Here is a 24,108-nt window from a genome sequence, read left to right on the forward strand (position 1 = left end):
AACGAACTTGTATTAACGGACCGCCTTGACGCTCAAGTATCGAAGAGGTCAACCGGAACGACAGCTTCATCTGTCTCGATCATCCCCTTGGCATCTAGAGCTTCACGAACCGGACGGAACGAACGCCGATGGACGGGAGAAGCTCCCAGTCGGCCTAGAGCCTCGAGATGCATGGGCGTTGCATACCCTTTGTGAACGCCCAAACCGTATCCCGGATAGCGGGCGTCGAGCTCGACCAACTCGGCATCCCTTGCCACTTTGGCCAGAATCGAAGCCGCACTGATCGCCTCTACCCGGCTATCGCCTTTAATAACCGGCTCACTAGCCCAACGCCACTTTGGACAGCAGTTACCGTCTACGAGAACATACTCCGGAAACGGCATCAACGCGGCTACAGCACGCTCCATGGCAACCAGCGTTGCTTGGTAGATATTGATCTGATCGATTTCGTGCACTTCGCAACGCCCCAGACTCCAAGCGATTGCCTGTTCCTTTATGAGCAGGGCTAGTTCCTCTCGACGAACCCCGGTCAGGACCTTCGAATCCATCAGCCCGGTAATCGGGCGGTCAGGATCGAGAATAACGGCAGCGGTGACAACGGGGCCGGCCAGCGGACCTCGCCCCACCTCATCGACACCCGCCAGCAGTACACCTTGATAGGCGCAAACAAAAGACGCGCCAATCAACTCATTACTCATCCCGATTACCCTTCAATTCAGCTGTTCGACCTTCAATTAAAGCAACAAGGGCATCAGCAGCCCGCTCATTGGCGTTGCGGCGAAGCTGCTCATGAAGTTCGGTGAAAGCCTGCTTCAATGCACTCGCCTGGCCATCCGATTCCAGGTGATCCAACACAGCCTGCCCCAATGATTCAGGCGTCGCTTCATCCTGCAACTTCTCCGGGACGAGCTCTCGCTGTGCAAGCAGATTGGGCAGCGCGAAAAACGGCACTTTAACAAGATGGGAAGCCAGAAAGTAAGTAACGGTGTTCAGACGGTATCCCACGACCATAGGCTTCTTCAGCAGCATGGCCTCAAGGGTAGCCGTGCCCGAGGCGAGTAGGATGACGTCAGCTGCCGCCATCACTTCCCGGGACCGGCCAAGGACCAACCTGACGGGCAGCTTGACTGCCTGAGCGTCAATAATGGCCTGAACCTGTTGCTGCCTCGCCCGATTAATACAGGGGATCACCAATTGCAGATCTGGCCTACGTGACTGCAGCCAATGTGCCGCTGACAAGAACAGCGCCCCTAGGCGCTCCACCTCACCGGCGCGGCTCCCCGGAAGAATAGCCAGGACAGCACCAGATTCCGGGAGATCCAACGCTTTGCGTGCCGCTGCGGTATCCGGAGACAGCGGCACCGCGTCCGCTAGCGGGTGGCCGACAAAAGTCACCGGTACGTTGTGCTCCTCGTAGAACTTCGCCTCGAAAGGAAACAGGGTCAGCATCAGATCGACCGCGCGGGCGATCTTGAAAATACGCTTACGACGCCACGCCCAGACCGACGGACTCACGTAATGCGCCGTGCATATACCTGCCTTGCGGAGCTGTAGCTCCAGGCCGATGGTGAAATCCGGGGAATCGATACCGATGACGATATCCGGCGGCGTGGTCAGGAAATAGTCGCGCACGCGACGCCGGATGGAGACCAGCTCGCCCAAGTGCTTGAGCACTTCCACCAATCCCATGATGGATAGCCTCTCCATGGGCACCAGCGAATGGAAACCGGCGGCCTGCATTTCCTCGCCCCCGATGCCCGCAAACCGGGCGTTGGGATAACGTTGGCGTAAGGCGCGAATCAGGCCCGCGCCGAGAATATCCCCCGATGCTTCACCGGCAACGATACCAACCGTGACCGGACGTTCGCTAACGATCAAGGGAGACGAAGACGCTACCTCCAGCTCTTCGGACGAGGCAACGGATGCTGGCAGAGATCCAGACACTAACGAACCATTACCGTACAATGCCCCGGTGCGCCTTGCGCAGGGTTTCGATCATATGCTGGACTTCTTTGATATCGCCGAAATCACTCTCGAGCGCCTCGATGGCCTGCGCCAGCGTTAACCCCTGACGGTAAATAACCTTATAGGCACGCCGCAACTCAGCAATCACTTCGCGTGAAAAGCCACGGCGCTTGAGCCCTTCGGCGTTGAGGCCGTGGGCCGAGGCCGATTGGCCACTGGCCATCACGTAAGCCGGAATATCTTTCAACACGATGCTGCCACCGGCGCTCATGCTATGAGCGCCGATATGACAGAATTGATGCACCATGGTACCGCCACCCAGGATCGCCCAGTCACCCACCGTCACGTGGCCGGCAAGCGTCGCGCAGTTGGCCAGTATAGTGTGGTCGCCCACGACACAGTCGTGCGCCACATGAACATAGGCCATCAACAGGTTGTCACTACCAATGCGGGTTTCCTGGCGATCCTGTACGGTTCCCCGGTGAATCGTACAGTTTTCGCGGATAACGTTGTTATCGCCGATCACCAGCGTCGTTGGCTCACCCGCGTACTTCTTGTCCTGGCATTCCTCGCCGATACTGCAGAACTGAAAAATGCGGTTATTGCGACCGACAACGGTCGGGCCCTTTATAACGACATGGGACAGGACTTCAGTCCCATCCCCAATCTCCACGCCCGGGCCGACAAAGCTCCAAGGCCCAACAGTGACGTTTTTGCCCAGTTTCGCGGAGGGATCGACAATCGCCTGAGGATGGACGCCCGTCCAAACCTGTGTCGCCATCAAACTTCTCTCTCAGCGGTCATGATTTCCGCCACGCAGGCGACCTCATCACCCACCAGAGCGCGGCAGTCAAATTTCCAGATACCGTGCTTATCCGTCACGAAGCGCGACTCAAGCCGGAGTTGATCCCCAGGCACCACGGGACGCTTGAAGCGCACCTTACTGGAGCCAGCGAGGTAGTGTATCACGCCATCTGACGGTTTCCGGCCGACGGTCACAAACCCGAGGATTCCGGAGAGCTGGGCCATAGCCTCAATAATCAGAACACCGGGCATAATAGGTTTACCCGGAAAATGGCCATTAAAGAACGGCTCGTTGATCGAGATGTTCTTGTAACCCACTATTGACTGCCCTTTTTCGACTTCCGTGACGCGATCCACCAGCAAGAATGGATAACGATGGGGCAGGAATTCCATAATTTCTTCAATATGCATCATCAGGTACGGCCTCAGGCTCGTTTAAGCAGTTTCTTCTCAAGCTCGCGCAACTTCCGCGCCATCTCATTGAGCTGACGGAATCGCACGACATTTTTTTGCCACCGACGGTTTGTGTCTACGCCCACACCTGACGAGTAAACGCCGGGCTCCTTGAGGCTTCGAGTCACCATAGTCATGCCGGTGAGATGCACTTGGTCGCCAATCTCGAGGTGACCGGCAATGCCCGATGCTCCACCGACAACGCAATGACGTCCAATACGGGTGCTACCGGCAACCCCCACCAGGGCAGCCAAGGCAGTGTGCTCACCGATAGTGACGTTATGCGCGATCTGAACCAGGTTATCCAGCTTGACACCATTATCGATTCGCGTGTTGTCCAGCGCACCGCGGTCGATTGTGGTGTTGGCACCAATCTCGACATCGTCACCGACGACGACCCCACCCACCTGGGCAATCCTGTGCCAAACGCCTTTGTCGTTGGCAAAGCCAAAGCCGGCGGAACCGACCACGGCGCCACTTAGGATAAGACAGCGTTTTCCGACGATGACGTCGTGATAGAGCGTTACCCGGGCATCGAGTCGCGAATCTTCACCAACCGCCGACCGTGCACCCACGAAGCAGCCCGCGCCGATGACCGCCCGCTCGGCAATCGCCGCTCCGGCCTCGATGACAGCCTGAGGGCCGATCGATGCCGAATCCGCGACAGTTGCTGAGGGATCGACCACCGCCGAAGGATGGATGCCCGCCTCAGGCTTGGGTTGTGGATCAAACCAATGGCTGAGCCGAGCATAACCGAGGTAGGGATTATCCAGTAACAGGACATTGGTCGGACACTGCTCCGCCATCTCGGGAGAGAGGATAACGGCCGCTGCCCGGGTGTCTTTCAGGTAACGGCCGTATGCCGGATTGGCCAGAAAAGAAATCTGCCCTTCTCCGGCAGACTGCAGTGTCGCGATGCCGTTGATCTGTACATTCGCATCGCCCACAACTTTGGCACCAAGCGCCTGGGCGATCTCACCCAGCGAATGGACATTGTTCGTCATCGCTTTCTCCGCCAGTCCGCACCTACGAGCCTGTCCCCATGAGCCGCCAAGGCACGTTAAGGGACAGGCCGGCTACAGTCCGCTTAGTTGTTCAGCTTCTCGATCAGTTGTTCAGTCAGGTCCATATCCGGCTTGGCGTAAACCACGGCTTCGCTGGGCAGGACAAGATCCAGATCATGCTCCTCCAGCAACGACTTCACCGCGGCATCCACTTTTGGCCGTGCCTGCTCCAGGAACTGCTGCTTGCGGCCGCTAACCGTGGAGTCGAGACGGTTTTTGAGGTAGTTGAATTCCTGAACGCTTTCCTTGAACTGACTCGTCAGTTCCGTGCGCTCCGTTTCATTCATCATTGCACCGTCTTTTTCGATACGCTCCTTAAGCTTACGCGCCTTTTCCTGCGCGTCTCTCACCTTGGCTTCATCGTCGGCAAATTCGGACTGCAGCTTGTCGCTGAACGCTTGAGCGCCCTCGGAGGAGAATAACGCCCGGCGGAGGTCCACTACACCGATGTTGGTCTCGGCCAGGGCCGGCAGCGCCAGAACCATGGCCATCGTCGCTACCATCAACTTCTTCATCATACTGAGATCTCCTATTTTATTTTATCTTGGCCTTTCGCCCTGTTGTATCAACCGCCTGTTGTATCAACGGCCTGTTACACCAGCGGACAGGTTACGCAATGTCGAGCACCCTAACGTCAGAAGCTCTGTCCGAGGGAGAACTGGAAGACCTGAGTGTCGTCACCCGACTCGGCGTTGAGGGCCTTGCCCAAACTAAAGGCCAGCGGGCCGATGGCCGTGATCCACTGGAACCCCACGCCTGCCGACAACCGAATTTCGCCCAGCTCCGGGTCGTAGCCACGGTCCGAGTCGAACACCTGACCCGCGTCCAGGAAGAACGCCGTGCGCATCGACCTGGAGTCACCCGCAAATGGCGTCGGGAAAATTAGCTCGACACTGGCCTCGGTAAGCAGGTTACCGCCAAACGGGTCCGGATCAGAAAGATCTTGGGGATTATTCGTGGCCAGCGGACCCAGCGAGTTCGCTTCAAACCCTCGCACCGAACCATAACCACCAGCGAAGAAATGTTCGTAGAATGGCATCACAGTGGAATCACCGTAGCCATCGCCATAGCCGATGTCCGTACGCGTGCGGAATACCCATGTTTCAGCGTTATTGATGGGCTGATAGAAATTGGTGCGATGGTTTAGCTTGTAATACGTGATGTCACTGCCCGGGACGGCGATATCCACTGAAATGGAGTGGCTGAAGCCATCCGTAGGCAACACGCCGCGGTTAAGCGTGTTTTTACTCCAGGAACCCGTGAGGAAGTAACTATTGAAGCTATCGCCCTGATCGTCGATAAAATCTTCGACTTCAACGGCCGGGAAATCGTTAGTCTTAACGTTGGTGTGGGTGTAGCCCACCCCAAAGTTCAGCCGCGTCACGCTGTCGATGGGATAGCCAAACGTCATACGGCCGCCGTATTCGTCGAGCAGGAATGAGGAAATATCCTGCTCTTCGAAATCCGTCTCCCGGGCGAACAGACTGAATCCCCGGCTGACGCCGTCAACCGTGTAGTAAGGGTCCTGGTAGGAGAAATTGGCGCTCTTGATCGAGTCGCTGAAGTTGGCGCCGATAGATACCCGCTTGCCAGTGCCGAAGAAATTATTCTCGGAGACGCTGGCGCCAAGGATAATCCCGGAGACCTGGGAGAAGCCCACGGACGCGGACAGGCTGCCGGTCGCTTGCTCCTCAACCGAATAGTTCACGTCAATCTGATCGTCCCGCCCCGGCACCCGGACGGTTTCCACGTCCACGGTTTTAAAAAAGCCGAGCCGCTCGAGTTTTGTCTTGGAGTACTCTATAAGGTCTGTAGAGGCTACGGCGCCCTCCATCTGCACCATTTCCTGGCGCAACACTTCATCACGGGTCGACACGTTGCCGTTGAAATTGACGCGGCGTACGTAGGCACGGTTGCCCGGCTCTACGAAAAAGGTAACCGAAGCCGTATTGTTCTCGCCCGTCTCGGGAACGGCGTTCACGTTGGCAAACGTGTACCCTTCCCGGCCCAAACGGCGAGACAGGCGTTCGGACGTATCCGTCAGTTCCTGACGCGAGAATATATCGCCCGACTCCATCTTGATAAGCTCGCGCAGCTCACTTTCCTCAAGAATCAGCTCACCCCTGAGATCGATGTCGGAGAGGGTGTACTGGGGGCCTTCGTTAATCGCGATGGTGATGAAGACGTCTTTCTTGTCCGGAGATATGGAGACCTGGCTGGACTCCACATTGAAATCGATGTAGCCGCGATCCAAGTACCAGGAACGCAAGCTTTCTAGATCGCCGCTGAGGCGCTCTCTGGCATACTTGTCGGCACTGGTGATGGACGTCCACCAGTTCGATGTTTCAAGCTCGAACAGCCCGAGGAGTTCCTCGTCGGAGAAGGCTTCGTTGCCGATAACGTTGATATGCCGGATAGAGGCTACATCGCCTTCGTTAATATCCAGCTTGATCGCCACACGGTTTCGCGGCAACTCTTCCGCAGTAGCCGTGACCCGGGCGTTATAGCGACCCTGAGCGACGTAGGAGCGCAGAATTTCGAGTTCCAGCCGCTCCAGGGTCGCGCGCTTGAATACCTGACCTTCCTGCAGACCCGCGCTATCCAGCGCCCCCCGCAGCATCTCGGTCTCGATGGCCTGGTTGCCCTCGATATCAATAGAGCTGATTGCCGGCCTTTCTTTGACCGAAAGCACCAGAACATTATCGTCCCGACTTGCGCTTAGATCCGTGAACAGCCCTGTTTGAAACAGGTTTTTGATGGCGTCGGCCAACGAGACTTCATCGATCTCCTCACCGATGCTGACAGGAAAGGAACCGAATACCGTGCCCGCAGAAACGCGCTGCAAGCCTTCAACCTCGATATCGGAAACCACAAATTCGTCAGCCAGAGCCGTCGGCAAGGCCCCAACTGCGGTCATGAGGCCTACAGCCACACTCAGAAGAGAACGTCTCATTCAGATAATTCGCCTGTTCATGCGCGTACGGAAGGTCGCAATTCTCACAACCGCATCAGGTCGTTGTAAAGGGCAAAGACCATCAATGTCAGGATCATTGCCATACCGATTCGTAACCCTACAGCCTGGGTCTGCTCGGAGAGTGGCCTGCGGCGAATCGCCTCTACGCTATAGAAGAGGATATGACCGCCATCAAGGACCGGAACCGGTAACAGGTTCAACACGCCGAGACTGACGCTGAGGTAAGCCAGGAACTGGATAAAATCCTCGAATCCCGAACTCACGCTGGCTTCAGCAACGCGGGCAATGGTAATAGGGCCGCTAAGATTATTCAAAGAAAGCAGACCGGTCAGCATCTTCTTGATGGCGACGAGGGTCAGGCGGGTATCGTCCCAAGTCTCGCCAACGGCATGGGGGAGCGCGGCCAGCGGGCCATAGCGATTCTCACGCAGCATCTCCTCCGGCCATTGGATAGGCGACACTCCGGCGCCGACACGACCGATTACCTCACCGTCTTCAGTCTCGAAACGCGCGGGGGTTACCGTGACGGTCTTATCCTCGCCCTGGCGAGCCACTGTCAGCTCCAGCGACTCCTCGGGCGAGTTACGGATCTTTTCGACCAACGCGAACCAGTCCTTGATCGGCTCACCATCGACCGCTTGCACTCTATCTCCGGACTGAAGCCCCGATGCCTGAGCACGGTCCCCAGGCACAATCTCACCCAGCACCGCCGGAACATCCGGCCGGTAGGGCGTAATGCCGAACAGATCGATCGGGTTGGGCTCGTGCTGATCCAGACGCCAGCCCTCCAGCTCCCCTGAACGGGAGCCGAGCGAACCACCGTCGCGCACAGTCATCTCGATGGGACCGTATTCGCCGGCCCGCTCAAGCAGCAAAGCGCCCACGTCCCGCCAGTCCGCGACCTGCTCGCCATCGATGCCGACGATTTCCATGCCTGGTTCCAGGCCCACGCGCTCGGCAACGCTGCCTGGCTTTACGTCGCCCACGACCGGAGCCACGGAAGTAAAACCTACCACGCTAAGTAGCCAGTAGGCGAAAATAGCAAACAGGAAATTGGCGGCTGGACCGGCTGCGGCGATGGCAATTCGCTTCCCCGGCGTCTTCTGGGTGAACGCCTCGTGCAGCTGGTCCTCTGGGACCGGGCCCTCGCGCTCGTCGAGCATCTTGACGTAACCGCCGAGCGGAATAGCGGCTACGGCAAATTCGGTGCCTCGCTTGTCGTACCAGGAAAACATGGGCTTGCCGAAACCCACCGAGAACCGCAACACGCGGACGCCACAACGCCTGGCCACCCAAAAGTGTCCAAACTCATGGATGGTAACGAGGATGCCGAGTGTGACAATAAGGGAGAGAACCGTTTGAATGAACTGCATGTTGCTCCAGAAGCAGACGGGTTAATCGATCCTCCGTGGCTCAAAGCTGGCCCATAGCCTGAGGGCAGCTTGTCCGACGACAGATACGATACTAGCCGAGACCAGACACTGAGACCGCGCGACGACGAATCTGTTCCAGTGCCAGTGATCGAGACTCCCGATCCTTATCAAAAATGACGCTAAAATTGTCCGCGCTGACAGCTGGCAAAGCGGCCAGGACCGAGTCAATAATAGCGGGAATATCCGTGAAACGCAGTTCCCGGCGCAGGAAGGCAGCGACAGCCTCCTCGTTGGCGGCATTGAGCACCGCCGGACTCGTCCCACCCTGCTCAAAAGCTTCCGCAGCCAAACGCAGGCAAGGGAAGCGCTCCGCATCCGGACGCTCGAAATGGAAGCGGCCCAGCGCAAATAGATCGAGCGGAGCGACACCTGAATCAATCCGCTCCGGCCAAGCCAAGCCGTTAGCGATGGGCGTGCGCATGTCCGGACTGCCCAGCTGGGCCAGTACAGAGCCGTCCACGTACTCGACCATCGAATGGATAATACTTTCCGGGTGGACGTGGACTTCGATCTGCGCCGGCTGAGTATTGAAGAGCCAGCAGGCTTCGATGAGCTCCAGGCCCTTGTTCATCAGCGTCGCCGAATCCACCGATATTTTCTGGCCCATGCTCCAATTCGGATGGGCGCAGGCCTGCTCCGGCGAGACATCGATCAGGGCTTCCGCAGCGGTCTGCCGAAAAGGCCCGCCTGACGCAGTCAGCAGAATACGGCGCACGCCAGCGCCCGGAAAGTTGCGTGTCTGGTGCGGCGGAAGACACTGGAAAATGGCATTGTGCTCACTGTCGATAGGCAGCAGTTCCGCACCACTTTCAGCCACGGCATCCATGAACAGCTTGCCGGACATCACCAGCGCTTCTTTGTTGGCCAACAACACGCGCTTACCGGCTCGAACTGCCGCCAGCGTAGACTCCAGACCGGCGGCACCGACAATGGAGGCCATCACGGTATCGCACCCGTCGGCAGCAGCGACGCTAACAAGGCCTTCGGGACCACCTAGAACTTCGACGCCCCACTCGGCAGGCATACGGCTTGCCAATTCCGCGGCGCTTTGTTCATCCGCCATAACGGCATAGTCTGGCCGATGCAGCCGGCACAAATCGAGCATGCCGTTAACCTGGCGACAGGCTGTCAATGCAAACACCCGGAAGCGGTCAGGATGCCGGCTGATCACATCCAATGTGCTCAGTCCTATCGACCCCGTTGCTCCCAGAACCGTCACCTGACGCATGGCTGCCTCGATTGGCTGTGATGACATAATCTAAGCGATTGGACTGACGTGAAGCCAGCCCAGCCACGTCATACCCAGGGCAAAGACGGGAATAGCGGCGGTCAGACTATCAATGCGATCCATGATACCCCCATGGCCTGGCAGCAACTGACTGCTGTCCTTGATGCCCCGGAAGCGCTTTAACATGCTCTCCAATAGATCGCCAACCACGGACACCGCACCGGTGACCAAGCTCAGGAGCAACAGGAGTAGCGTCTCCTGGCCATTACAGCCGATTAACAGACTCACCAGCAACGATAGCCCGGTAACCGCTGCGAGTCCTCCCCACACGCCAGCCCAGGATTTTCCCGGACTCACGCGGGGCGCGAGTTTCGACTTGCCGAACGCCCGGCCGGCAAAGTAAGCGCCAATGTCCGCTATCCAGACCACGCAGAAAACATACAGTAACAGCAGCAGGTTGTTATCCACATTGGCGAGCTGGAAGTGACTGGAACGCAAGTGGTTAAGCCCGACCCAAGCCGGCACCAAAACCAGCGCGCCCATCAACGCCCTGACGGCCACCGGACGCCAGAGCGCACTGCCCTCGGGGTACGCACGCACGAGCAAGAGCCCCACGACCCACCACACCACCGATAGCACAAGCACCGTTACCGCCGTTGTATGCAGCAACAGGAAAAGCACTAGCGCGGTGAGCAACGCATAGACGATGCGCGCCGTGCGGTTTGTGAGGCCCGCCATGTTGGCCCACTCCCAGGCGCCCATGGCGATAATGAAACCGGTGAAGATGGCAAAGCCCATCGGCGGCAAGAAGAAAATGCACCCAATGGCGATAGGCGCAAGAATCAAGGCTGTGATGACGCGTGTCTTGAGCACAACAGGGCCCGCTCTTGTTATTTATTAGGTTCTTGAGCCAGTCGCGGCTACTTTCTCGGTCTGGTTATTCTCGATCTGACCTTTCTCGATCTGGCCTTTCTCGAGCTGATCGTCAGTCTGACCAAACCGTCGCTTGCGGCCCGCGTAAGCGTTCAGCGCCGCCAGCATTTCCCGCTCATTGAAATCCGGCCAGTAGACTTCGGAAAAATAGAACTCAGTGTAAGCCAGATGCCACAACAAGAAATTGCTGATGCGCTGCTCCCCGGCCGTACGAATCATTAGATCCGGCATGGGCAGGTCGCCAATGCACATTCGCTGCTGAACATGATCTTCGGTGATATCCACCGGCTGAAGCAAACCCTTCTTAACCTCTTCCGCCAACGACCGCGTTGCCTGGGCAATATCCCATTGCCCGCCATAATTGGCGGCAATGACCAGGGTCATGCCGTCATTACCTTCTGTAAGCGCTTCCGCGCGGGCCATGTGCTCGCGAAGGTTGTCGTTGAACGCCGTTCGGTCGCCGATGATACGCAAGCGAATATTATTGCGGTGGAGCTTTTTGACCTCCCGCTCGAGGGCAATCAGAAACAGCCGCATCAGCGCCGAGACCTCGTCTTTCGGCCGTCGCCAGTTCTCGCTGCTAAAGGCAAAAAGGGTCAGCACTTCCACCCCGTACCGGGCGCAGGTTTCAACCGATGACCGCACCGCCTTAACGCCGGCCTTGTGGCCCGCCACACCGGCCAACCGGCGCTGTTTCGCCCACCGGTTGTTGCCATCCATAATAATTGCGACATGCCGAGGCCTGGAGCCCGCTGTCACCGGAATTTCGGCAGTTAGACTGTCCGTCATGCCATCCTCTGATACGTCACGGGGGCGCCAGGTAAAGAGGTGAACGCCCTCACCCTGACAGCCCCCGATAAATTCACTGCGTAAACTACCCGCGCTTAGAGATCAGACCTCCATGAGGTCGTCTTCCTTCGATTTCAGCATCTTCTCGACGTCTGCGATATAGAGGTCCGTCAGCTTTTGGATAGCGTCCTGCCCCTTGCGCTCTTCGTCTTCGGTAATGTCCTTTTCCTTGAGCAGTTCCTTCAAATCGTTGTTGGCATCGCGACGGGCATTGCGGATGGAAACGCGGCCATGCTCGGCATCCGCCTTGGCCTGCTTGACCATCTCACGACGACTGTCTTCGGTGAGCATCGGCATAGGGACGCGAATGACATCGCCGGTGCTGGCTGGATTCAGGCCAAGATCCGACATCATAATGGCCTTTTCGATAACCGGAATCAGGCCTTTTTCCCAGGGAGCAACCGCCAGAGTGCGCGAATCTTCAACGTTAACAGCGGCGATCTGTTTTAGCGGTGTTTGCTGGCCATAGTAGTTGACCATCACGCTGTCCAGAATGGCCGGATGAGCACGGCCTGTGCGAATCTTGTTGAAGGCCGAATGCAATGCGTCGAGGCTTTTCTTCATGCGCGTTTCGGCATCTGACTTAATTTCGTCGATCACGTTTAATTCCTCAATTCAGTCCGTTGCCCGGAAAATTCGATAGGATGCTGGGCTGGGCATTCGCGGATTTTCAATCGAGCGAATTCTAATCGTCTCGTCCACACAAACCCATACCCATCCCTGGTTCAAGCAGGGATCTTATTCGATCAGTGTACCTTATTCGGTCAATGTACCTTATTCGATCAATGTACCTTCGGCTTCGCCAACGACGATACGGGTGAGCGCGCCAGATTTGTTCATGTTGAACACCCGAACCGGCATGCTCTGATCCCGGCACAGACAAATAGCGGTCAAATCCATCACGCCCAGCTTCTTGTCCAAAACCTCATCGTAAGTCAGAACTTCGTATTTCTCGGCTGTTGGATCCTTCACCGGGTCGGCCGAGTAAACGCCGTCTACTTTCGTAGCCTTCAGAACAACGTCCGCATCGATTTCGATACCACGCAAACAAGCGGCGGAATCAGTGGTAAAGAAAGGATTACCGGTTCCGGCGCAAAATATTACGACATCTCCGTCCTTGAGGTCACGGAGCGCGCGGCGACGATCGTAATGTTCGACGATGCCGCTCATGGGGATAGCGGACATAACGCGGGTGCGGATATTGGAACGTTCTAGCGCATCACGCATGGCCAGGCCATTCATCATCGTGGCCAGCATACCCATGTGATCGCCGGTAACCCGATCCATCCCCGCGGCGCTCAATGCGGCGCCACGAAACAGATTGCCGCCGCCAATGACCAGCCCTACCTGAACACCGATACCGATGAGCGCGCCGATTTCCAGCGCCATGCGATCGAGCACTTTCGGATCGATCCCGAATTCTTGCTCACCCATCAGCGCTTCACCGCTGAGTTTCAGGAGCACACGTTTATATTTAGGCTGGGACTGCGAGTGTTTTGGCATGGCGAGGGATCCCCTTACTGGCGTCCAGGCGGACGGTGACAAAGCGGATGCATCATATTCTGAACGCTCCGAGGCTTATTTGGGCGACGACAGAACATGAGAGATCAGGTACGTTCTGCCCACGGCATGGCGTTACCTGGATCAGGGCTGCATGCGAGATAACCCGGTACCGAGAGGGCTCGAGGCCAGGCTATCTCGCATGCAACCCGCGCCACACATCGTCGTGTAGCGCGGGGCTTAAAAAGCCTTTATCAGGCCTTGCCGGTACCTGCGGCAGCAGCGACTTCGGCAGCAAAATCGACTTCTTCTTTCTCGATGCCTTCACCGACTTCGAGACGGATGAAGCCAATCAAATCAGCGCCGGCAGACTTCAGCAGAGCGCCAACGGTCTGGTCCGGGTTCTTGACGAACGGCTGCTCGACCAGGCTGTTTTCCTTCAGAAACTTCTGGATACGGCCGGTCATCATCTTTTCGACGATTTCAGACGGCTTACCTTCCATATCCGGCTGAGCGCGGATGATGTCCTTTTCCCTCTCGACTTCGTCCTGCGGCATTTCTTCCGGCTTGCCCACACGCGGATTGACGGCAGCGATGTGCATGGCGATATCGCGGGCGATTTCGGAATTACCGCCGGTCAAAGCGACGATGGAAGCAATTTTATTGTTGCTGTGGACATAGCCACCAACCACGTCACCTTCAATCTTGACCACGCGGCGAACGGTAATGTTTTCACCAATCTTTTGGACCAGGGCCTGGCGCTTTTCTTCCAGGTCGCCTTCCATTAGTTTGGCCACATCGCCTTCGCCAGTTTTGACGGCTTGTGCCAGCACATCGTTGGCGAAGTTCATGAAGTTGTCGTCACGGGCGACAAAATCAGTTTCAGAGTTAACTTCCAGCAGCGTGGCACTCTTGTTGTCATCAGCCACACTCAGTATGGAGACGCCTTCAGCGGCCGTACGGCCTGCCTTCTTGGCAGCTTTGAGGCCGGAAGATTTGCGCAGCTCGTCAATCGCGTTATCAACACTGCCCTCAGCTTCAACGAGCGCCTTCTTGCACTCCATCATGCCCAGGCCAGTGCGCTCGCGCAGCTCTTTGACCATTGCAGCGGTAATAGCAGCCATGTTCATTCCTCTCGTTTCAATCTCTGGAAAATGGCGCGCGTAAACTGCGCCACCTTTGCTCAAATCCTGCCGGACGTTTTATCCAGCCGGGCGAGAGCCTTAACCGTATGACGGTCACCCAATTCACTCGAATCGGGCGAGCATCGTGAAGACAAACGCTATAAAAAAGGGGGATTCAGCTCCCCCTTCTTCAACGCTGAATCGCTATCAGCCCGTCGCCGGACTTATTCAGCCGCGGGCGCGTCTTCGCTGACTTCAACGAACTCATCCGCGCCAGTGCCGGACTGGGAGGCTTCGATGCAGGTATCGGCAACCGCTTTAACGTAGATCTGGATGGCGCGAATCGCGTCATCGTTACCCGGGATCACGTAATCGACACCGTCCGGGTCACTGTTGGTATCGACAACACCGACGACCGGAATACCCAGTTTGTTGGCTTCCTTGATCGCAATGCGTTCGTGGTCGACGTCGATTACGAACAGTGCGTCGGGCAGGCCGCCCATATCCTTGATACCGCCGATGCCACGCTCCAGCTTATCCATCTCGCGGGTACGCTCGAGAGCTTCTTTCTTGGTCAACTTATCGAAGGTACCGTCCTGGCTCTGGCTTTCCAGATCACGGTAGCGACGGATGGACTGGCGAATGGTCTTGTAGTTGGTCAGCATACCGCCCAACCAGCGATGATTGACGTAGGGCTGACCTGCGCGCAGGGCTTCTTCTTTAATAATCTTCGCCGCGGCACGCTTGGTACCTACGAACAGAACCTTGTTCTTGCTCTCGGCCAGCTGACGGATGAACTTCAATGCGTCATCCATGGCCGGAACGGTCTGCTCCAGGTTAATGATATGAATCTTGTTACGGGCGCCGAAGATGAACTTCGACATTTTCGGGTTCCAGTAGCGAGTCTGGTGACCGAAGTGGGCGCCTGCCTTGAGCAGGTCACGCATGCTTACCTGAGCCATGATATCTACCTATCTTTAACTTTGGGTTAGTCCTCCATGTGTCCAATTGCCCAACCCCGCAGAGTTCAACAGAAGTTCAACTCTAGCGCGGCACCCTGGGTCAACGTGTCGACACATGTGTGTTTTTGCCGGAGCCCCTCATCACGGGACAACAGCTCCAGCGGGCGCGTTTATACCATAACCAGCCCTTCAGACGCCACTCATTTGTTACGTAGTTTCCGTAAAACAGGGACTTACACGAAAAGGTTCCAATGGCTATTCGCGGCAAGGCAACCGTGGTTTATGCCGTCTTTAATTAAGACCGCTGCTCTTAGCAAGCTAACCCGCTCCGGCATCGCCATGTCAGTCGCTGCCGGGGCCTACGATCGCTCGATTTAACAGGCTTTATGCTCGATAGACGCGCTGAATACGCTCTGAATAAAGATGATTGCGCTAGCCCTTCCTTGTACCCTGGGAATCAGCTCCCTAAAATAGGCGTTTGATTCGAATGAAGGGAAAGCCCCACTGATGCAGGTATCCATTAAGACCCCGGAAGAAATCGAAAAGATGCGTGTCGCCGGCCGGCTGGCAGCGGAAGTTCTCGAAATAATTGGCGAACACGTCAAACCCGGCGTTACTACAGAAGAGTTGGACCGCATCTGCCACGATCATATCGTCAACGTGCAAAAAGCGATTCCGGCGCCCCTGAACTACAAGGGTTTTCCCAAGTCGATCTGCACCTCGGTCAACCATGTGGTCTGCCACGGCATTCCCACCGAGAAGAAAGTGCTGAAGACCGGCGACATCGTCAATATCGATGTAACGGTCATAAAGGACGAATATCACGGCGATACCAGCAAGATGTACTTTGTCGGCGAGCCCAAGATCGCCGCTGATCGCCTGGTCAAAATTACGCAGGAATGCCTCTATAAAGGCATGGAGCTCGTTAAACCCGGAGCGCACCTGGGCGACATTGGGCACGTCATTCAGAATCACGCCGAAAAGAATCGGTTCTCGGTCGTACGCGATTATTGCGGCCACGGCATCGGCCGGGTTTTCCACGAAGAACCGCAGGTCATGCATTACGGTAAGCCGGGTACCGGGCTGGAACTGCAGGAAGGCATGACCTTTACCATCGAGCCGATGATCAACCAGGGTAAATACCACTGCAAGCTGCTACCTGATGGCTGGACCGTAGTCACCAAGGATCACAAGCTATCGGCGCAGTGGGAACATACGATTCTTGTCACAAGCGATGGCTACGACGTTCTGACGAAAAGGTCCGAAGAGCACTTCTAGGGCGATCACAGGTTTTAGATCACCGGAGTGCCCTCTAACGTAAGCGGGGCCCTATATGGCCCCTTAGAAGCTGAAGCACCTGCGACACGTTCCCCTGGACGCTAGATACTTCTGCTTCGGAGCAGCCGCAGGGCTGCCAAAATATCACTCATTTGGGTGGGCGTCGGAATCCAATCTATGCCTGTCTATTCCGGCGCGATCTACCCAGCTCTCAACCAGCCCCCGAGGCCTTGTTTACGATGGCGATTGCCGACGTCCTAGATACCGCCAGCCTGGAATCCCAAATCGCGGAGGCGCCCTCACCCGTGGGCCCGGCGCGCAAGGCGCTGCGATCCTCGTTCAACAATCACGCCGAATCGTTCAAGACTGGCGCGGATGTACGCGAACTCGTGATGGCGCGGGCATTGACCGTCGACCGGGTGCTCGCCCTGCTCTGGAAGCGTTACCCCTTTTCCCAGTCTGACGATATCGCACTGATCGCCGTCGGCGGCTACGGCAGGGGTGAACTTCACCCGCACTCGGATATCGATCTGCTGATCCTGACCCAGGATGGCATACGGGAGGAGTGGCAGGACGATCTGGCCGCCTTCATTACGCTGCTTTGGGACTTGCGTCTCGACATCGGCCACAGCGTGCGCAGCATCGAAGAGAGCAAGACCGCCGCCCGAGACGACGTCACCATTCTTACCAATCTGCTGGAAACCCGCACCGTCGCAGGCCCGGACAATCTTCGGGCCAAGCTTTCGACAGAGGTCTATTCGGATAGTGTCAGCGACGATCGGGCCTACTTTATTGCCAAACGCGAAGAGCAGCGCCGCCGCCACGAAAAATACGGCGATACCGAATACAACCTGGAACCCAACATCAAGGGATCTCCAGGCGGACTACGGGACATCCAGACCATTGGCTGGATCACCAAACGTCACTTTGGGCTGGAATCCATCGCCGATCTGACGCGCTTCAGTATTTTGTCCGAGGAGGAGTACCAAATTATCCTCAGCGGCGAGAACTTTCTCTGGCGCCTGCGTTACGGCCTGCAGTTGATTGCCGACCGCAACGAGAATCGCCTGCTTTTTGACCACCAGCGCGCCCTGGCGGAAATGCTTGGCTATCGCGATAAGGGCAAGCGTCTGGGTGTCGAGATGATGATGCAGGAGTATTATCGTACCGTGCTTGCTCTGGCAGAGCTTGCGGACGTCATTCTTCAGTATTATGACGAGGCGATCCTCGGGTCGGATGAGCAAGAGGATATCCGGCCGCTGAACAAGCGCTTTCAGATTCGGAACCGTTATATCGAGGCCATCAACAACCAGGTTTTTGCTTACGCACCCTACGCGCTAATGGAAATCTTCGTGTTGATGGCGCAGAACCCCGGTATCCGGGGCATCCGCGCGAAAACGATCCGCTCCCTGCGTGCCCACCGGCACTTGATCGACGATGCCTTCCGCTCCGACTTAGCGGTAACGACCCTGTTCATGGAATTGCTGCGCACGCCTCACGCGCTGGACCAGACGCTCTCTTTCATGAAGAAATACAACGTGCTGGGTCGTTATCTGCCAGAATTCGGGCAGATTATCGGTCAGATGCAGTACGACCTGTTCCACATCTTTACGGTAGACGCCCATACCTTGCGCGTGATCCGCAACATGGTTCAGATGCGCAGCGAAGAAGCGCTGACGAACTTCCCGCTGGCCTCTCGCTTAATCCATCGTCTGCCCAAGCTGGAAAACCTGTATATTGCCGGGCTCTATCACGACATTGCCAAGGGCCGGGGCGGCGATCACTCGGAGTTGGGCGCGGAGGAAGCGATTGCTTTCTGCGAACGCCATCATCTGAGCCAGCGCGATACCCAGCTCATTGCCTGGCTCGTTGAAAATCACCTGCTGATGTCCATGACGGCCCAGCGCAAAGACATTTCCGACCCGGACATCATTCATGCATTCGCCCGGGCTGTGCCCAGCCAGGTCCATCTGGACTACCTCTACGTGCTCACGGTCTGCGATATCAGCGCGACCAATCCCAAGCTTTGGAATACCTGGCGCGCATCCCTCCTTCGCCAGCTCTACATTGAAGCCAAGCGGGCGCTACGCCGGGGCACAGAAACCCCTATAGATCGCAATGAGTGGATCCAGGCCACCCAGTCGGAAGCCCGTGAAATCCTGCTGGCCCAAAACATCTCCGATGAACAAATCGATACCGTTTGGGATGTGATGGACGAGGACTATTTCTTACAGGACTCCACCGTCGACATCGCGTGGCAAACCGCAGCCATTATCCGCCACGGCGACAATCCGGACCCGCTAGTGATGATTCGCGATACCCGCGGCGGCCCGACCGACGGCTATTCCCAGATTGTGATCTATATGAAGGATCGCGCCGCCCTGTTTGCGGCGACCACGGCGGTCTTCGAGCAGCTCAACCTGAACATCGTCGACGCCCGCATCAGCAGCAGCCAAGATCCCTATTCTATCAGCGCCTATGTCGTGCTCGATGAACGGGGACAGCCACTAGGCAAAGACCAGGCACGCAAGGAACGGGTACGCGAACGGTTGGTAGAAGAGCTGGATGACCCCGAAGACTACCCGGACATCATCCACCGCCGCACACCACGGCAACTTAAGCATTTCTCGTTCCCGACCCAGGTGACCTTCTCCAACGATACGGTAAACCAGCGCACGGTGATGGAGATGATCACGCCTGACCGGCCCGGCCTGCTAGCCCGCGTCGGCCGCATCCTACTCGACCACGGCGTGCGTCTCACCAATGCCAAAATCGCTACCCTGGGCGAGCGCGTCGAGGACGTGTTTTTTGTCACCGACGATAAAGGCGCGCCGCTGAGCGACCCGGCCACCTGTCAGGCCCTGCAGGATGATCTATGCCGCCAGCTCGACGAAAGCGTTGGCATGTAACCGCCCCCAGACAACACTCGTCCATAGAGACCGCTTCCCGAGACTCGCCATGAACCCGAATCTTGACCGTTTACATCCTTATCCGTTCGAAAAACTAGCCAAACTCAAGGCCGGCATCAGCGCACCTGAAGGCATCTCCTCAATCGCCCTGTCGATTGGCGAGCCTAAGCACGCTTCGCCGGACTTCGTTCAAGACGTTATTCGGGAGAACCTGGATAAGCTATCCAATTACCCGACTACCAAGGGCATGGACGAACTGCGCGAGGCGATTGGCGTATGGGCCACGCGACGCTTCGAGCTCAAGCCCGGCACCCTAACCCCGGCGAGTCATATCATTCCGGTCAACGGGACTCGTGAAGCCATTTTTTCGCTGGTGCAGGCCGTTATCGATCCTCAAGAAGAGGCCACCGTAGTCAGCCCTAACCCTTTCTACCAAATCTACGAAGGGGCCGCCTTCCTGGCGGGCGCCACCCCGCACTATCTACCCAGCGAAGCCGATAATCACTTTATCCCCGATTTCGAGGCGGTGCCCGAATCGGTCTGGCACAAATGCCAAATCCTTTTCCTTTGCTCCCCAGGCAACCCCAGCGGCGCGGTTATTCCCCGCGACACTCTCAAATACCTGATTGAACTGGCCGACCGGCACGACTTTCTGATCGCCTCGGACGAGTGCTACTCGGAGCTCTACCCGGACGAAAACAACCCACCGGAAGGCCTGCTGCAGACCTGCGCCGCCATCGGCCGGGATGACTACGCCCGCTGCATCGTATTCCACAGCCTGTCCAAGCGCAGCAATCTGCCCGGTTTGCGCTCAGGCTTTGTCGCCGGAGACGCCAAGATCCTCACCGAGTATCTGCGTTACCGCACCTATCACGGCTCGGCCATGCCGATTCAGCACCAATTAGCCAGCATCGCCGCCTGGGGCGACGAGGAGCATGTCCGACAGAATCGCGCAGCCTACCGGCAGAAATTCGACGCCGTCGTGCCTATTTTAGCGGAGGTGATGCGGGTCTCCGCCCCGGACGCCGGTTTCTACCTCTGGCCGGAAACGCCTTTCGAGGACCATCTGTTCGCCCGCGATCTGGCCGCTAGCCAAAACGTCCACGTGCTACCGGGACGCTTCCTCTCGCGGGAAGTGGATGGCCGCAATCCAGGCGAGAACCGGGTACGCATGGCGCTGGTAGCACCGCTCGAAGAATGCATCGAAGCCGCAAAACGCATCCGCCAGTTCATTCAGCAATCCGAATAAGAGCCCTTTAATCGTGCAAAAACCGATACCGTATAAAACCCTTTAAAAACGATGATGAGAAACGGCATGGACATCTACGGCATCAAGAACTGCGATACCGTCAAGAAAGCCCTGAAGTGGCTGGACTCAAGCGATAGAACCTACACCTTCCATGATTTCAAGAAAGAAGGCGTGAGCCGCCAGCAATTGGAAGCGTGGGAGCAACAGGTAGGCTGGGAGTCCTTACTGAATCGCCGCGGCACCACCTGGCGCAAACTGCCGGATGCGGTTCGTGATAACATAGACCGCGATTCCGCGCTGGTGGTCATGGTCGAAAACCCCTCGGTTATCAAGCGTCCGGTGGTCGAGCACCAGGGCCAGGTCAATGTCGGCTTCAATGCCGATGAATGGACCCGCACTTTCGGCGCTTAATTCTCTCTAATTTTTAAAACACATCGCTTTCAATGACATTTGGATCAAGGAGCAGCAATCACATGAGTTTCGCATTCGGCATTGGTATCGGCACCCAGAACAGGCAGGGCGACTGGCTGGAGACGTTCTACCAGAAACCGCTGTATATGCCGGAAGCGACCCTCGTGGAGATCGCAGGCAATACTCTGAACTACAGGGGCGGCAACCAGGCCATCGAGGCCGATGCGGAGCAACTCAAAGCCTTTGCCGAAGCATTACACCAGGCCGGCCTGGAAGATCAGGCTCGCTTGGCTGAGAAGGCTGCGGGGAGCAAGCGCCCCGCTGTCGTCACACTGCTGGAAACGGACGATACCGCCTCCAGCACACCGGAGGTCTATCTTAAACTGCACCTGATTTCCCACCGTTTGGTGAAGCCTCACGGCCTGAAGCTCGAAGGTATCTTCGGCCTGCTGCCCAACGTGGCCTGGACCAACGAAGGTGCCGTCGACCTGGAGGAACTACCGGAGCGTCAAATGGACGCCCGCATTAACGGCACCACGCTGGAAGTGAAATCCATCGACAAGTTTCCACAGATGACGGATTACGTGGCGCCCCGAGGCATACGTATCGCCGATACCGCTCGTGTGCGATTGGGCGCCTACATCGGCGAAGGCACGACCGTGATGCACGAAGGTTTCGTCAACTTCAATGCCGGCACGGAAGGGACCAGCATGATCGAAGGACGCATTTCCGCGGGCGTCATGGTCGGCAAAGGCTCCGACCTGGGCGGCGGTTGCTCGACCATGGGCACCCTGTCAGGCGGCGGCAATATCATCATCGCTGTCGGCGAGAACTGCCTGATTGGCGCCAACGCCGGCATTGGTATTCCGCTGGGTGATCGAACGACGGTTGAAGCCGGTCTATACATCACCGCCGGTACCAAAGTGGCCCTCCTCGACGACAAGAACGAGCTCGTGCAAGTGATCAAAGCACGCGACCTGGCCGGCAAGCCGGACCTGCTGTTCCGACGCAATTCGCAGAATGGTGCCGTGGAGTGCAAGACCAACAAGTCGGCCATCGAACTGAACGAGGCCTTGCACGCTAATAACTAGGCTGACTACTTATTCCAACTCGAGTTAATCGTTAAATGTAGCGGACGCTTCAGCTTCGGAGCAGTCCGCAGGACTGCCGGGATGTCAGGCCAGGCAGACCGTCCGGGCACCTTCGGCGCCTCAGAAGCTGAAGCTTCTGCTACATGCTCGAGCTAGCCTGAAAACAACTCGGACCAACACCAAACCACGAGATCAGCATGACCCTATCCCCCACCCTCGAACTTGCCATGGACCTCATTCGCCGCAGGTCGGTCACTCCGGATGACGCCGACTGTCAGGCTGTCATGATGCAGCACCTTGGACCCCTGGGCTTCAAGGAAGAATCCATGCGTTTCGGGGAGGTCGACAATCTCTGGGCACGTCGTGGCACTGAGGGCCCTGTACTCGCCTTTGCCGGTCACACGGATGTCGTCCCGACCGGTCCCGAGAAAAACTGGTCCAACGCCCCTTTTGAGCCCGTTTTGCGCGACGGTTATCTCTATGGCCGCGGTGCAGCGGACATGAAAGGCAGTCTGGCGGCTTTCGTTACCGCTTGCGAACGTTTCGTAGTCGCCCATCCGAACCACAAGGGCTCCATTGCTTTGCTGATCACCAGCGACGAAGAAGGCCCGGCGCTGGATGGAACGGTCAAGGTCGTGGAGACCCTGCAAGCCCGCAACGAAAAGATCGACTGGTGCCTGATCGGCGAACCTTCGAGCACCCACCAGGTCGGCGATGTCATCAAAAACGGGCGCCGGGGCTCGCTGCACGGCTACCTGACAGTGCACGGCATACAAGGACACGTGGCCTACCCTCATTTGGCCGAAAACCCGGTACATACTGCCGCCCCCGCGCTCGATGCCCTGGCGAAAACAGAATGGGACCAGGGCAACGCCTTCTTTCCCGCTACAACGTTCCAGATCACCAAGGTCGAAGCAGGCACCGGCAGCAATGTGATCCCCGGCGAGCTGACCGTCCACTTCAATTTCCGCTACTGCACCGAGAACACGTCGGAAAGCCTACAGCAGCGGGTTCTGGAGATACTCGACCAACATAATCTCAAGTACGATTTGCAATGGCACTTAAGTGGAGAGCCTTTTCTGACAGACCGAGGCTCTCTCGTTGGTGCCGCTTCGGATGCGATCAGAACCGTTACCGGTCGAGAAACGGAGCTTTCCACCTCCGGCGGAACGTCCGATGGACGCTTTATCGCGCCGACCGGCGCTCAAGTCGTGGAGCTTGGCCCCGTTAACGCCACGATCCACAAGATTGACGAATGCGTGAAGGCGGAGGATCTGGATACGCTATCGGCTATCTATGAAGAAGTGTTGGTGCGGTTGTTGGTGGAGTAAATGCGGTTGCCAAGGTACTGGCAGCCCTGCGGGCTGCTCCGAAGCTAAAGAGGGTGTTGTAAAAGCACCAGCTAACCGGTTTGCACAGAGAGGGGGAGGCGCCGTAAGGCGCCCATCAGTGTCATTGGCGACTTCCGGCGAGGCTTTCGCCTCGCCCCCCTCTCTCCAAACCTCTCTCTCTCCAGGGGAGAGAGGCTTAGAACCGCGACCTTTTGCAACACCCTCTTTAGCTTCCGAGGCGCCAACGGCGCCCCGTCCAGTCACCGCTGAAACATGCTAGCAACCCAGTTAGCCCGCCGCCGTTAATAATGCGGCGGCGGTGTTTCGTCCTCTTCCCGCTTGATGTTGGATGGTGCCACCTCGGCTAGCTGCTTCTTCAATAGCTTTTTCGCTTCCCAGAGCTCTCGCAGGTCCAGCTCCTGCCGTGTTACCTGATCGCTCAGGGTCGCGATTAAGTCGTCTTGAAATGCCACACGGGTCTCTAACTCGATGAGCCTGACCTCCAGTTCTTCCAAGTTCATGTGATGGGCTCCCGTGAATTCAAAGGCTT

The 24,108-nt window shown here is 57.2% G+C and carries 22 protein-coding genes; 6 read left to right on the forward strand and 16 right to left on the reverse strand.

Annotation, left to right across the window (positions count from 1 at the left end; all coding sequences use genetic code 11):
* Positions 1 to 32: 32 nt before the first annotated feature.
* The 15 genes from rnhB to rpsB all read right to left on the reverse strand — a co-directional run bounded on the left by rnhB (position 33) and on the right by rpsB (position 15,289).
* Positions 33 to 698, reverse strand: coding sequence for a ribonuclease HII (gene rnhB, locus FXO11_RS12900; protein ID WP_148863350.1), 666 nt, complete (start codon positions 696 to 698; stop codon positions 33 to 35).
* Positions 691 to 1,878, reverse strand: coding sequence for a lipid-A-disaccharide synthase (gene lpxB, locus FXO11_RS12905; protein WP_148864911.1), 1,188 nt, complete (start codon positions 1,876 to 1,878; stop codon positions 691 to 693). Before lpxB ends, rnhB begins: the two co-directional genes overlap by 8 nt.
* 76 nt (positions 1,879 to 1,954) lie before the next feature.
* The gene (lpxA, locus tag FXO11_RS12910) at positions 1,955 to 2,746 is read right to left on the reverse strand and encodes an acyl-ACP--UDP-N-acetylglucosamine O-acyltransferase (RefSeq protein ID WP_148863351.1); all 792 of its coding nucleotides are present in this window, start codon (positions 2,744 to 2,746) and stop codon (positions 1,955 to 1,957) included.
* Positions 2,746 to 3,183 (reverse strand): 3-hydroxyacyl-ACP dehydratase FabZ, encoded by a 438-nt coding sequence (gene fabZ / locus FXO11_RS12915; protein WP_148863352.1) that lies wholly within the window; start codon positions 3,181 to 3,183, stop codon positions 2,746 to 2,748. Before fabZ ends, lpxA begins: the two co-directional genes overlap by 1 nt.
* Positions 3,184 to 3,194: 11 nt before the next feature.
* The gene (gene lpxD, locus FXO11_RS12920; protein WP_148863353.1) at positions 3,195 to 4,226 is read right to left on the reverse strand and encodes a UDP-3-O-(3-hydroxymyristoyl)glucosamine N-acyltransferase; all 1,032 of its coding nucleotides are present in this window, start codon (positions 4,224 to 4,226) and stop codon (positions 3,195 to 3,197) included.
* A gap of 83 nt (positions 4,227 to 4,309) precedes the next feature.
* The gene (locus FXO11_RS12925; protein WP_227545899.1) at positions 4,310 to 4,804 is read right to left on the reverse strand and encodes an OmpH family outer membrane protein; all 495 of its coding nucleotides are present in this window, start codon (positions 4,802 to 4,804) and stop codon (positions 4,310 to 4,312) included.
* A gap of 116 nt (positions 4,805 to 4,920) precedes the next feature.
* Positions 4,921 to 7,239, reverse strand: coding sequence for an outer membrane protein assembly factor BamA (gene bamA, locus FXO11_RS12930; protein WP_148863354.1), 2,319 nt, complete (start codon positions 7,237 to 7,239; stop codon positions 4,921 to 4,923).
* A gap of 44 nt (positions 7,240 to 7,283) precedes the next feature.
* Positions 7,284 to 8,633, reverse strand: a complete 1,350-nt coding sequence (rseP, locus tag FXO11_RS12935; protein ID WP_148863355.1) for an RIP metalloprotease RseP — start codon at positions 8,631 to 8,633, stop codon at positions 7,284 to 7,286.
* A 91-nt stretch (positions 8,634 to 8,724) separates the two neighbouring features.
* Positions 8,725 to 9,948, reverse strand: coding sequence for a 1-deoxy-D-xylulose-5-phosphate reductoisomerase (ispC, locus tag FXO11_RS12940; protein WP_227545900.1), 1,224 nt, complete (start codon positions 9,946 to 9,948; stop codon positions 8,725 to 8,727).
* Positions 9,949 to 9,951: 3 nt separating this feature from the next.
* Positions 9,952 to 10,794 carry a phosphatidate cytidylyltransferase gene (locus FXO11_RS12945; protein ID WP_148863356.1) on the reverse strand — a complete coding sequence of 281 codons (843 nt, stop codon included), beginning with the start codon at positions 10,792 to 10,794 and terminating at the stop codon, positions 9,952 to 9,954.
* 24 nt (positions 10,795 to 10,818) lie between these two features.
* Positions 10,819 to 11,643 (reverse strand): polyprenyl diphosphate synthase, encoded by an 825-nt coding sequence (uppS, locus tag FXO11_RS12950; RefSeq protein ID WP_148863357.1) that lies wholly within the window; start codon positions 11,641 to 11,643, stop codon positions 10,819 to 10,821.
* Between the two features lie 102 nt (positions 11,644 to 11,745).
* Positions 11,746 to 12,303: a ribosome recycling factor gene (gene frr / locus FXO11_RS12955; protein ID WP_148863358.1), complete on the reverse strand. Its 558-nt coding sequence runs from the start codon at positions 12,301 to 12,303 to the stop codon at positions 11,746 to 11,748.
* 174 nt (positions 12,304 to 12,477) lie between these two features.
* On the reverse strand, positions 12,478 to 13,206 hold the full coding sequence (gene pyrH, locus FXO11_RS12960; protein WP_148863359.1) for a UMP kinase: 729 nt from the start codon (positions 13,204 to 13,206) through the stop codon (positions 12,478 to 12,480).
* A gap of 251 nt (positions 13,207 to 13,457) precedes the next feature.
* Complete coding sequence (gene tsf, locus FXO11_RS12965) at positions 13,458 to 14,327, reverse strand: translation elongation factor Ts (protein ID WP_148863360.1); 870 nt, start codon at positions 14,325 to 14,327, stop codon at positions 13,458 to 13,460.
* 224 nt (positions 14,328 to 14,551) lie between these two features.
* The gene (rpsB, locus tag FXO11_RS12970; protein WP_148863361.1) at positions 14,552 to 15,289 is read right to left on the reverse strand and encodes a 30S ribosomal protein S2; all 738 of its coding nucleotides are present in this window, start codon (positions 15,287 to 15,289) and stop codon (positions 14,552 to 14,554) included.
* Between the two features lie 507 nt (positions 15,290 to 15,796).
* Here rpsB and map point away from each other — a divergent pair.
* The 6 genes from map to dapE all read left to right on the forward strand — a co-directional run bounded on the left by map (position 15,797) and on the right by dapE (position 23,558).
* Complete coding sequence (map, locus tag FXO11_RS12975) at positions 15,797 to 16,567, forward strand: type I methionyl aminopeptidase (protein ID WP_148863362.1); 771 nt, start codon at positions 15,797 to 15,799, stop codon at positions 16,565 to 16,567.
* 239 nt (positions 16,568 to 16,806) lie between these two features.
* Entirely contained in the window at positions 16,807 to 19,476 is a 2,670-nt protein-coding gene (locus tag FXO11_RS12980; protein ID WP_148863363.1) for a [protein-PII] uridylyltransferase, read from the forward strand.
* 49 nt (positions 19,477 to 19,525) lie between these two features.
* The gene (gene dapC, locus FXO11_RS12985) at positions 19,526 to 20,725 is read left to right on the forward strand and encodes a succinyldiaminopimelate transaminase (RefSeq protein WP_148863364.1); all 1,200 of its coding nucleotides are present in this window, start codon (positions 19,526 to 19,528) and stop codon (positions 20,723 to 20,725) included.
* Between the two features lie 66 nt (positions 20,726 to 20,791).
* Positions 20,792 to 21,136 (forward strand): ArsC family reductase, encoded by a 345-nt coding sequence (locus tag FXO11_RS12990; RefSeq protein WP_148863365.1) that lies wholly within the window; start codon positions 20,792 to 20,794, stop codon positions 21,134 to 21,136.
* Between the two features lie 62 nt (positions 21,137 to 21,198).
* Positions 21,199 to 22,227, forward strand: a complete 1,029-nt coding sequence (dapD, locus tag FXO11_RS12995; RefSeq protein WP_148863366.1) for a 2,3,4,5-tetrahydropyridine-2,6-dicarboxylate N-succinyltransferase — start codon at positions 21,199 to 21,201, stop codon at positions 22,225 to 22,227.
* A gap of 197 nt (positions 22,228 to 22,424) precedes the next feature.
* Positions 22,425 to 23,558: a succinyl-diaminopimelate desuccinylase gene (dapE, locus tag FXO11_RS13000; RefSeq protein WP_148863367.1), complete on the forward strand. Its 1,134-nt coding sequence runs from the start codon at positions 22,425 to 22,427 to the stop codon at positions 23,556 to 23,558.
* A gap of 302 nt (positions 23,559 to 23,860) precedes the next feature.
* Here dapE and FXO11_RS13005 read toward each other — a convergent pair whose 3' ends face one another.
* A complete protein-coding gene (locus FXO11_RS13005) occupies positions 23,861 to 24,079 on the reverse strand; it encodes a SlyX family protein (RefSeq protein WP_148863368.1) in 219 nt (72 codons plus the stop codon).
* Between the last annotated feature and the right edge of the window lie 29 nt (positions 24,080 to 24,108).

The sequence above is a fragment of the Marinobacter fonticola genome (assembly GCF_008122265.1).
In the GTDB taxonomy this organism is placed as follows: domain Bacteria; phylum Pseudomonadota; class Gammaproteobacteria; order Pseudomonadales; family Oleiphilaceae; genus Marinobacter_A; species Marinobacter_A fonticola.

Excerpts from the sequence above, each read along its gene's own strand:
- rnhB (WP_148863350.1), bottom strand. The coding sequence starts at position 698 with ATGAGTAATGAGTTGATTGGCGCGTCTTTTGTTTGCGCCTATCAAGGT.
- lpxA (WP_148863351.1), bottom strand. The coding sequence starts at position 2,746 with ATGGCGACACAGGTTTGGACGGGCGTCCATCCTCAGGCGATTGTCGAT.
- fabZ (WP_148863352.1), bottom strand. The coding sequence starts at position 3,183 with ATGATGCATATTGAAGAAATTATGGAATTCCTGCCCCATCGTTATCCA.
- lpxD (WP_148863353.1), bottom strand. The coding sequence starts at position 4,226 with ATGACGAACAATGTCCATTCGCTGGGTGAGATCGCCCAGGCGCTTGGT.
- FXO11_RS12925 (WP_227545899.1), bottom strand. The coding sequence starts at position 4,804 with ATGATGAAGAAGTTGATGGTAGCGACGATGGCCATGGTTCTGGCGCTG.
- bamA (WP_148863354.1), bottom strand. The coding sequence starts at position 7,239 with ATGAGACGTTCTCTTCTGAGTGTGGCTGTAGGCCTCATGACCGCAGTT.
- rseP (WP_148863355.1), bottom strand. The coding sequence starts at position 8,633 with ATGCAGTTCATTCAAACGGTTCTCTCCCTTATTGTCACACTCGGCATC.
- ispC (WP_227545900.1), bottom strand. The coding sequence starts at position 9,948 with ATGTCATCACAGCCAATCGAGGCAGCCATGCGTCAGGTGACGGTTCTG.
- uppS (WP_148863357.1), bottom strand. The coding sequence starts at position 11,643 with ATGACGGACAGTCTAACTGCCGAAATTCCGGTGACAGCGGGCTCCAGG.
- pyrH (WP_148863359.1), bottom strand. The coding sequence starts at position 13,206 with ATGCCAAAACACTCGCAGTCCCAGCCTAAATATAAACGTGTGCTCCTG.
- tsf (WP_148863360.1), bottom strand. The coding sequence starts at position 14,327 with ATGGCTGCTATTACCGCTGCAATGGTCAAAGAGCTGCGCGAGCGCACT.
- rpsB (WP_148863361.1), bottom strand. The coding sequence starts at position 15,289 with ATGGCTCAGGTAAGCATGCGTGACCTGCTCAAGGCAGGCGCCCACTTC.
- map (WP_148863362.1), top strand. The coding sequence starts at position 15,797 with ATGCAGGTATCCATTAAGACCCCGGAAGAAATCGAAAAGATGCGTGTC.
- FXO11_RS12980 (WP_148863363.1), top strand. The coding sequence starts at position 16,807 with ATGGCGATTGCCGACGTCCTAGATACCGCCAGCCTGGAATCCCAAATC.
- dapC (WP_148863364.1), top strand. The coding sequence starts at position 19,526 with ATGAACCCGAATCTTGACCGTTTACATCCTTATCCGTTCGAAAAACTA.
- FXO11_RS12990 (WP_148863365.1), top strand. The coding sequence starts at position 20,792 with ATGGACATCTACGGCATCAAGAACTGCGATACCGTCAAGAAAGCCCTG.
- dapD (WP_148863366.1), top strand. The coding sequence starts at position 21,199 with ATGAGTTTCGCATTCGGCATTGGTATCGGCACCCAGAACAGGCAGGGC.
- dapE (WP_148863367.1), top strand. The coding sequence starts at position 22,425 with ATGACCCTATCCCCCACCCTCGAACTTGCCATGGACCTCATTCGCCGC.
- FXO11_RS13005 (WP_148863368.1), bottom strand. The coding sequence starts at position 24,079 with ATGAACTTGGAAGAACTGGAGGTCAGGCTCATCGAGTTAGAGACCCGT.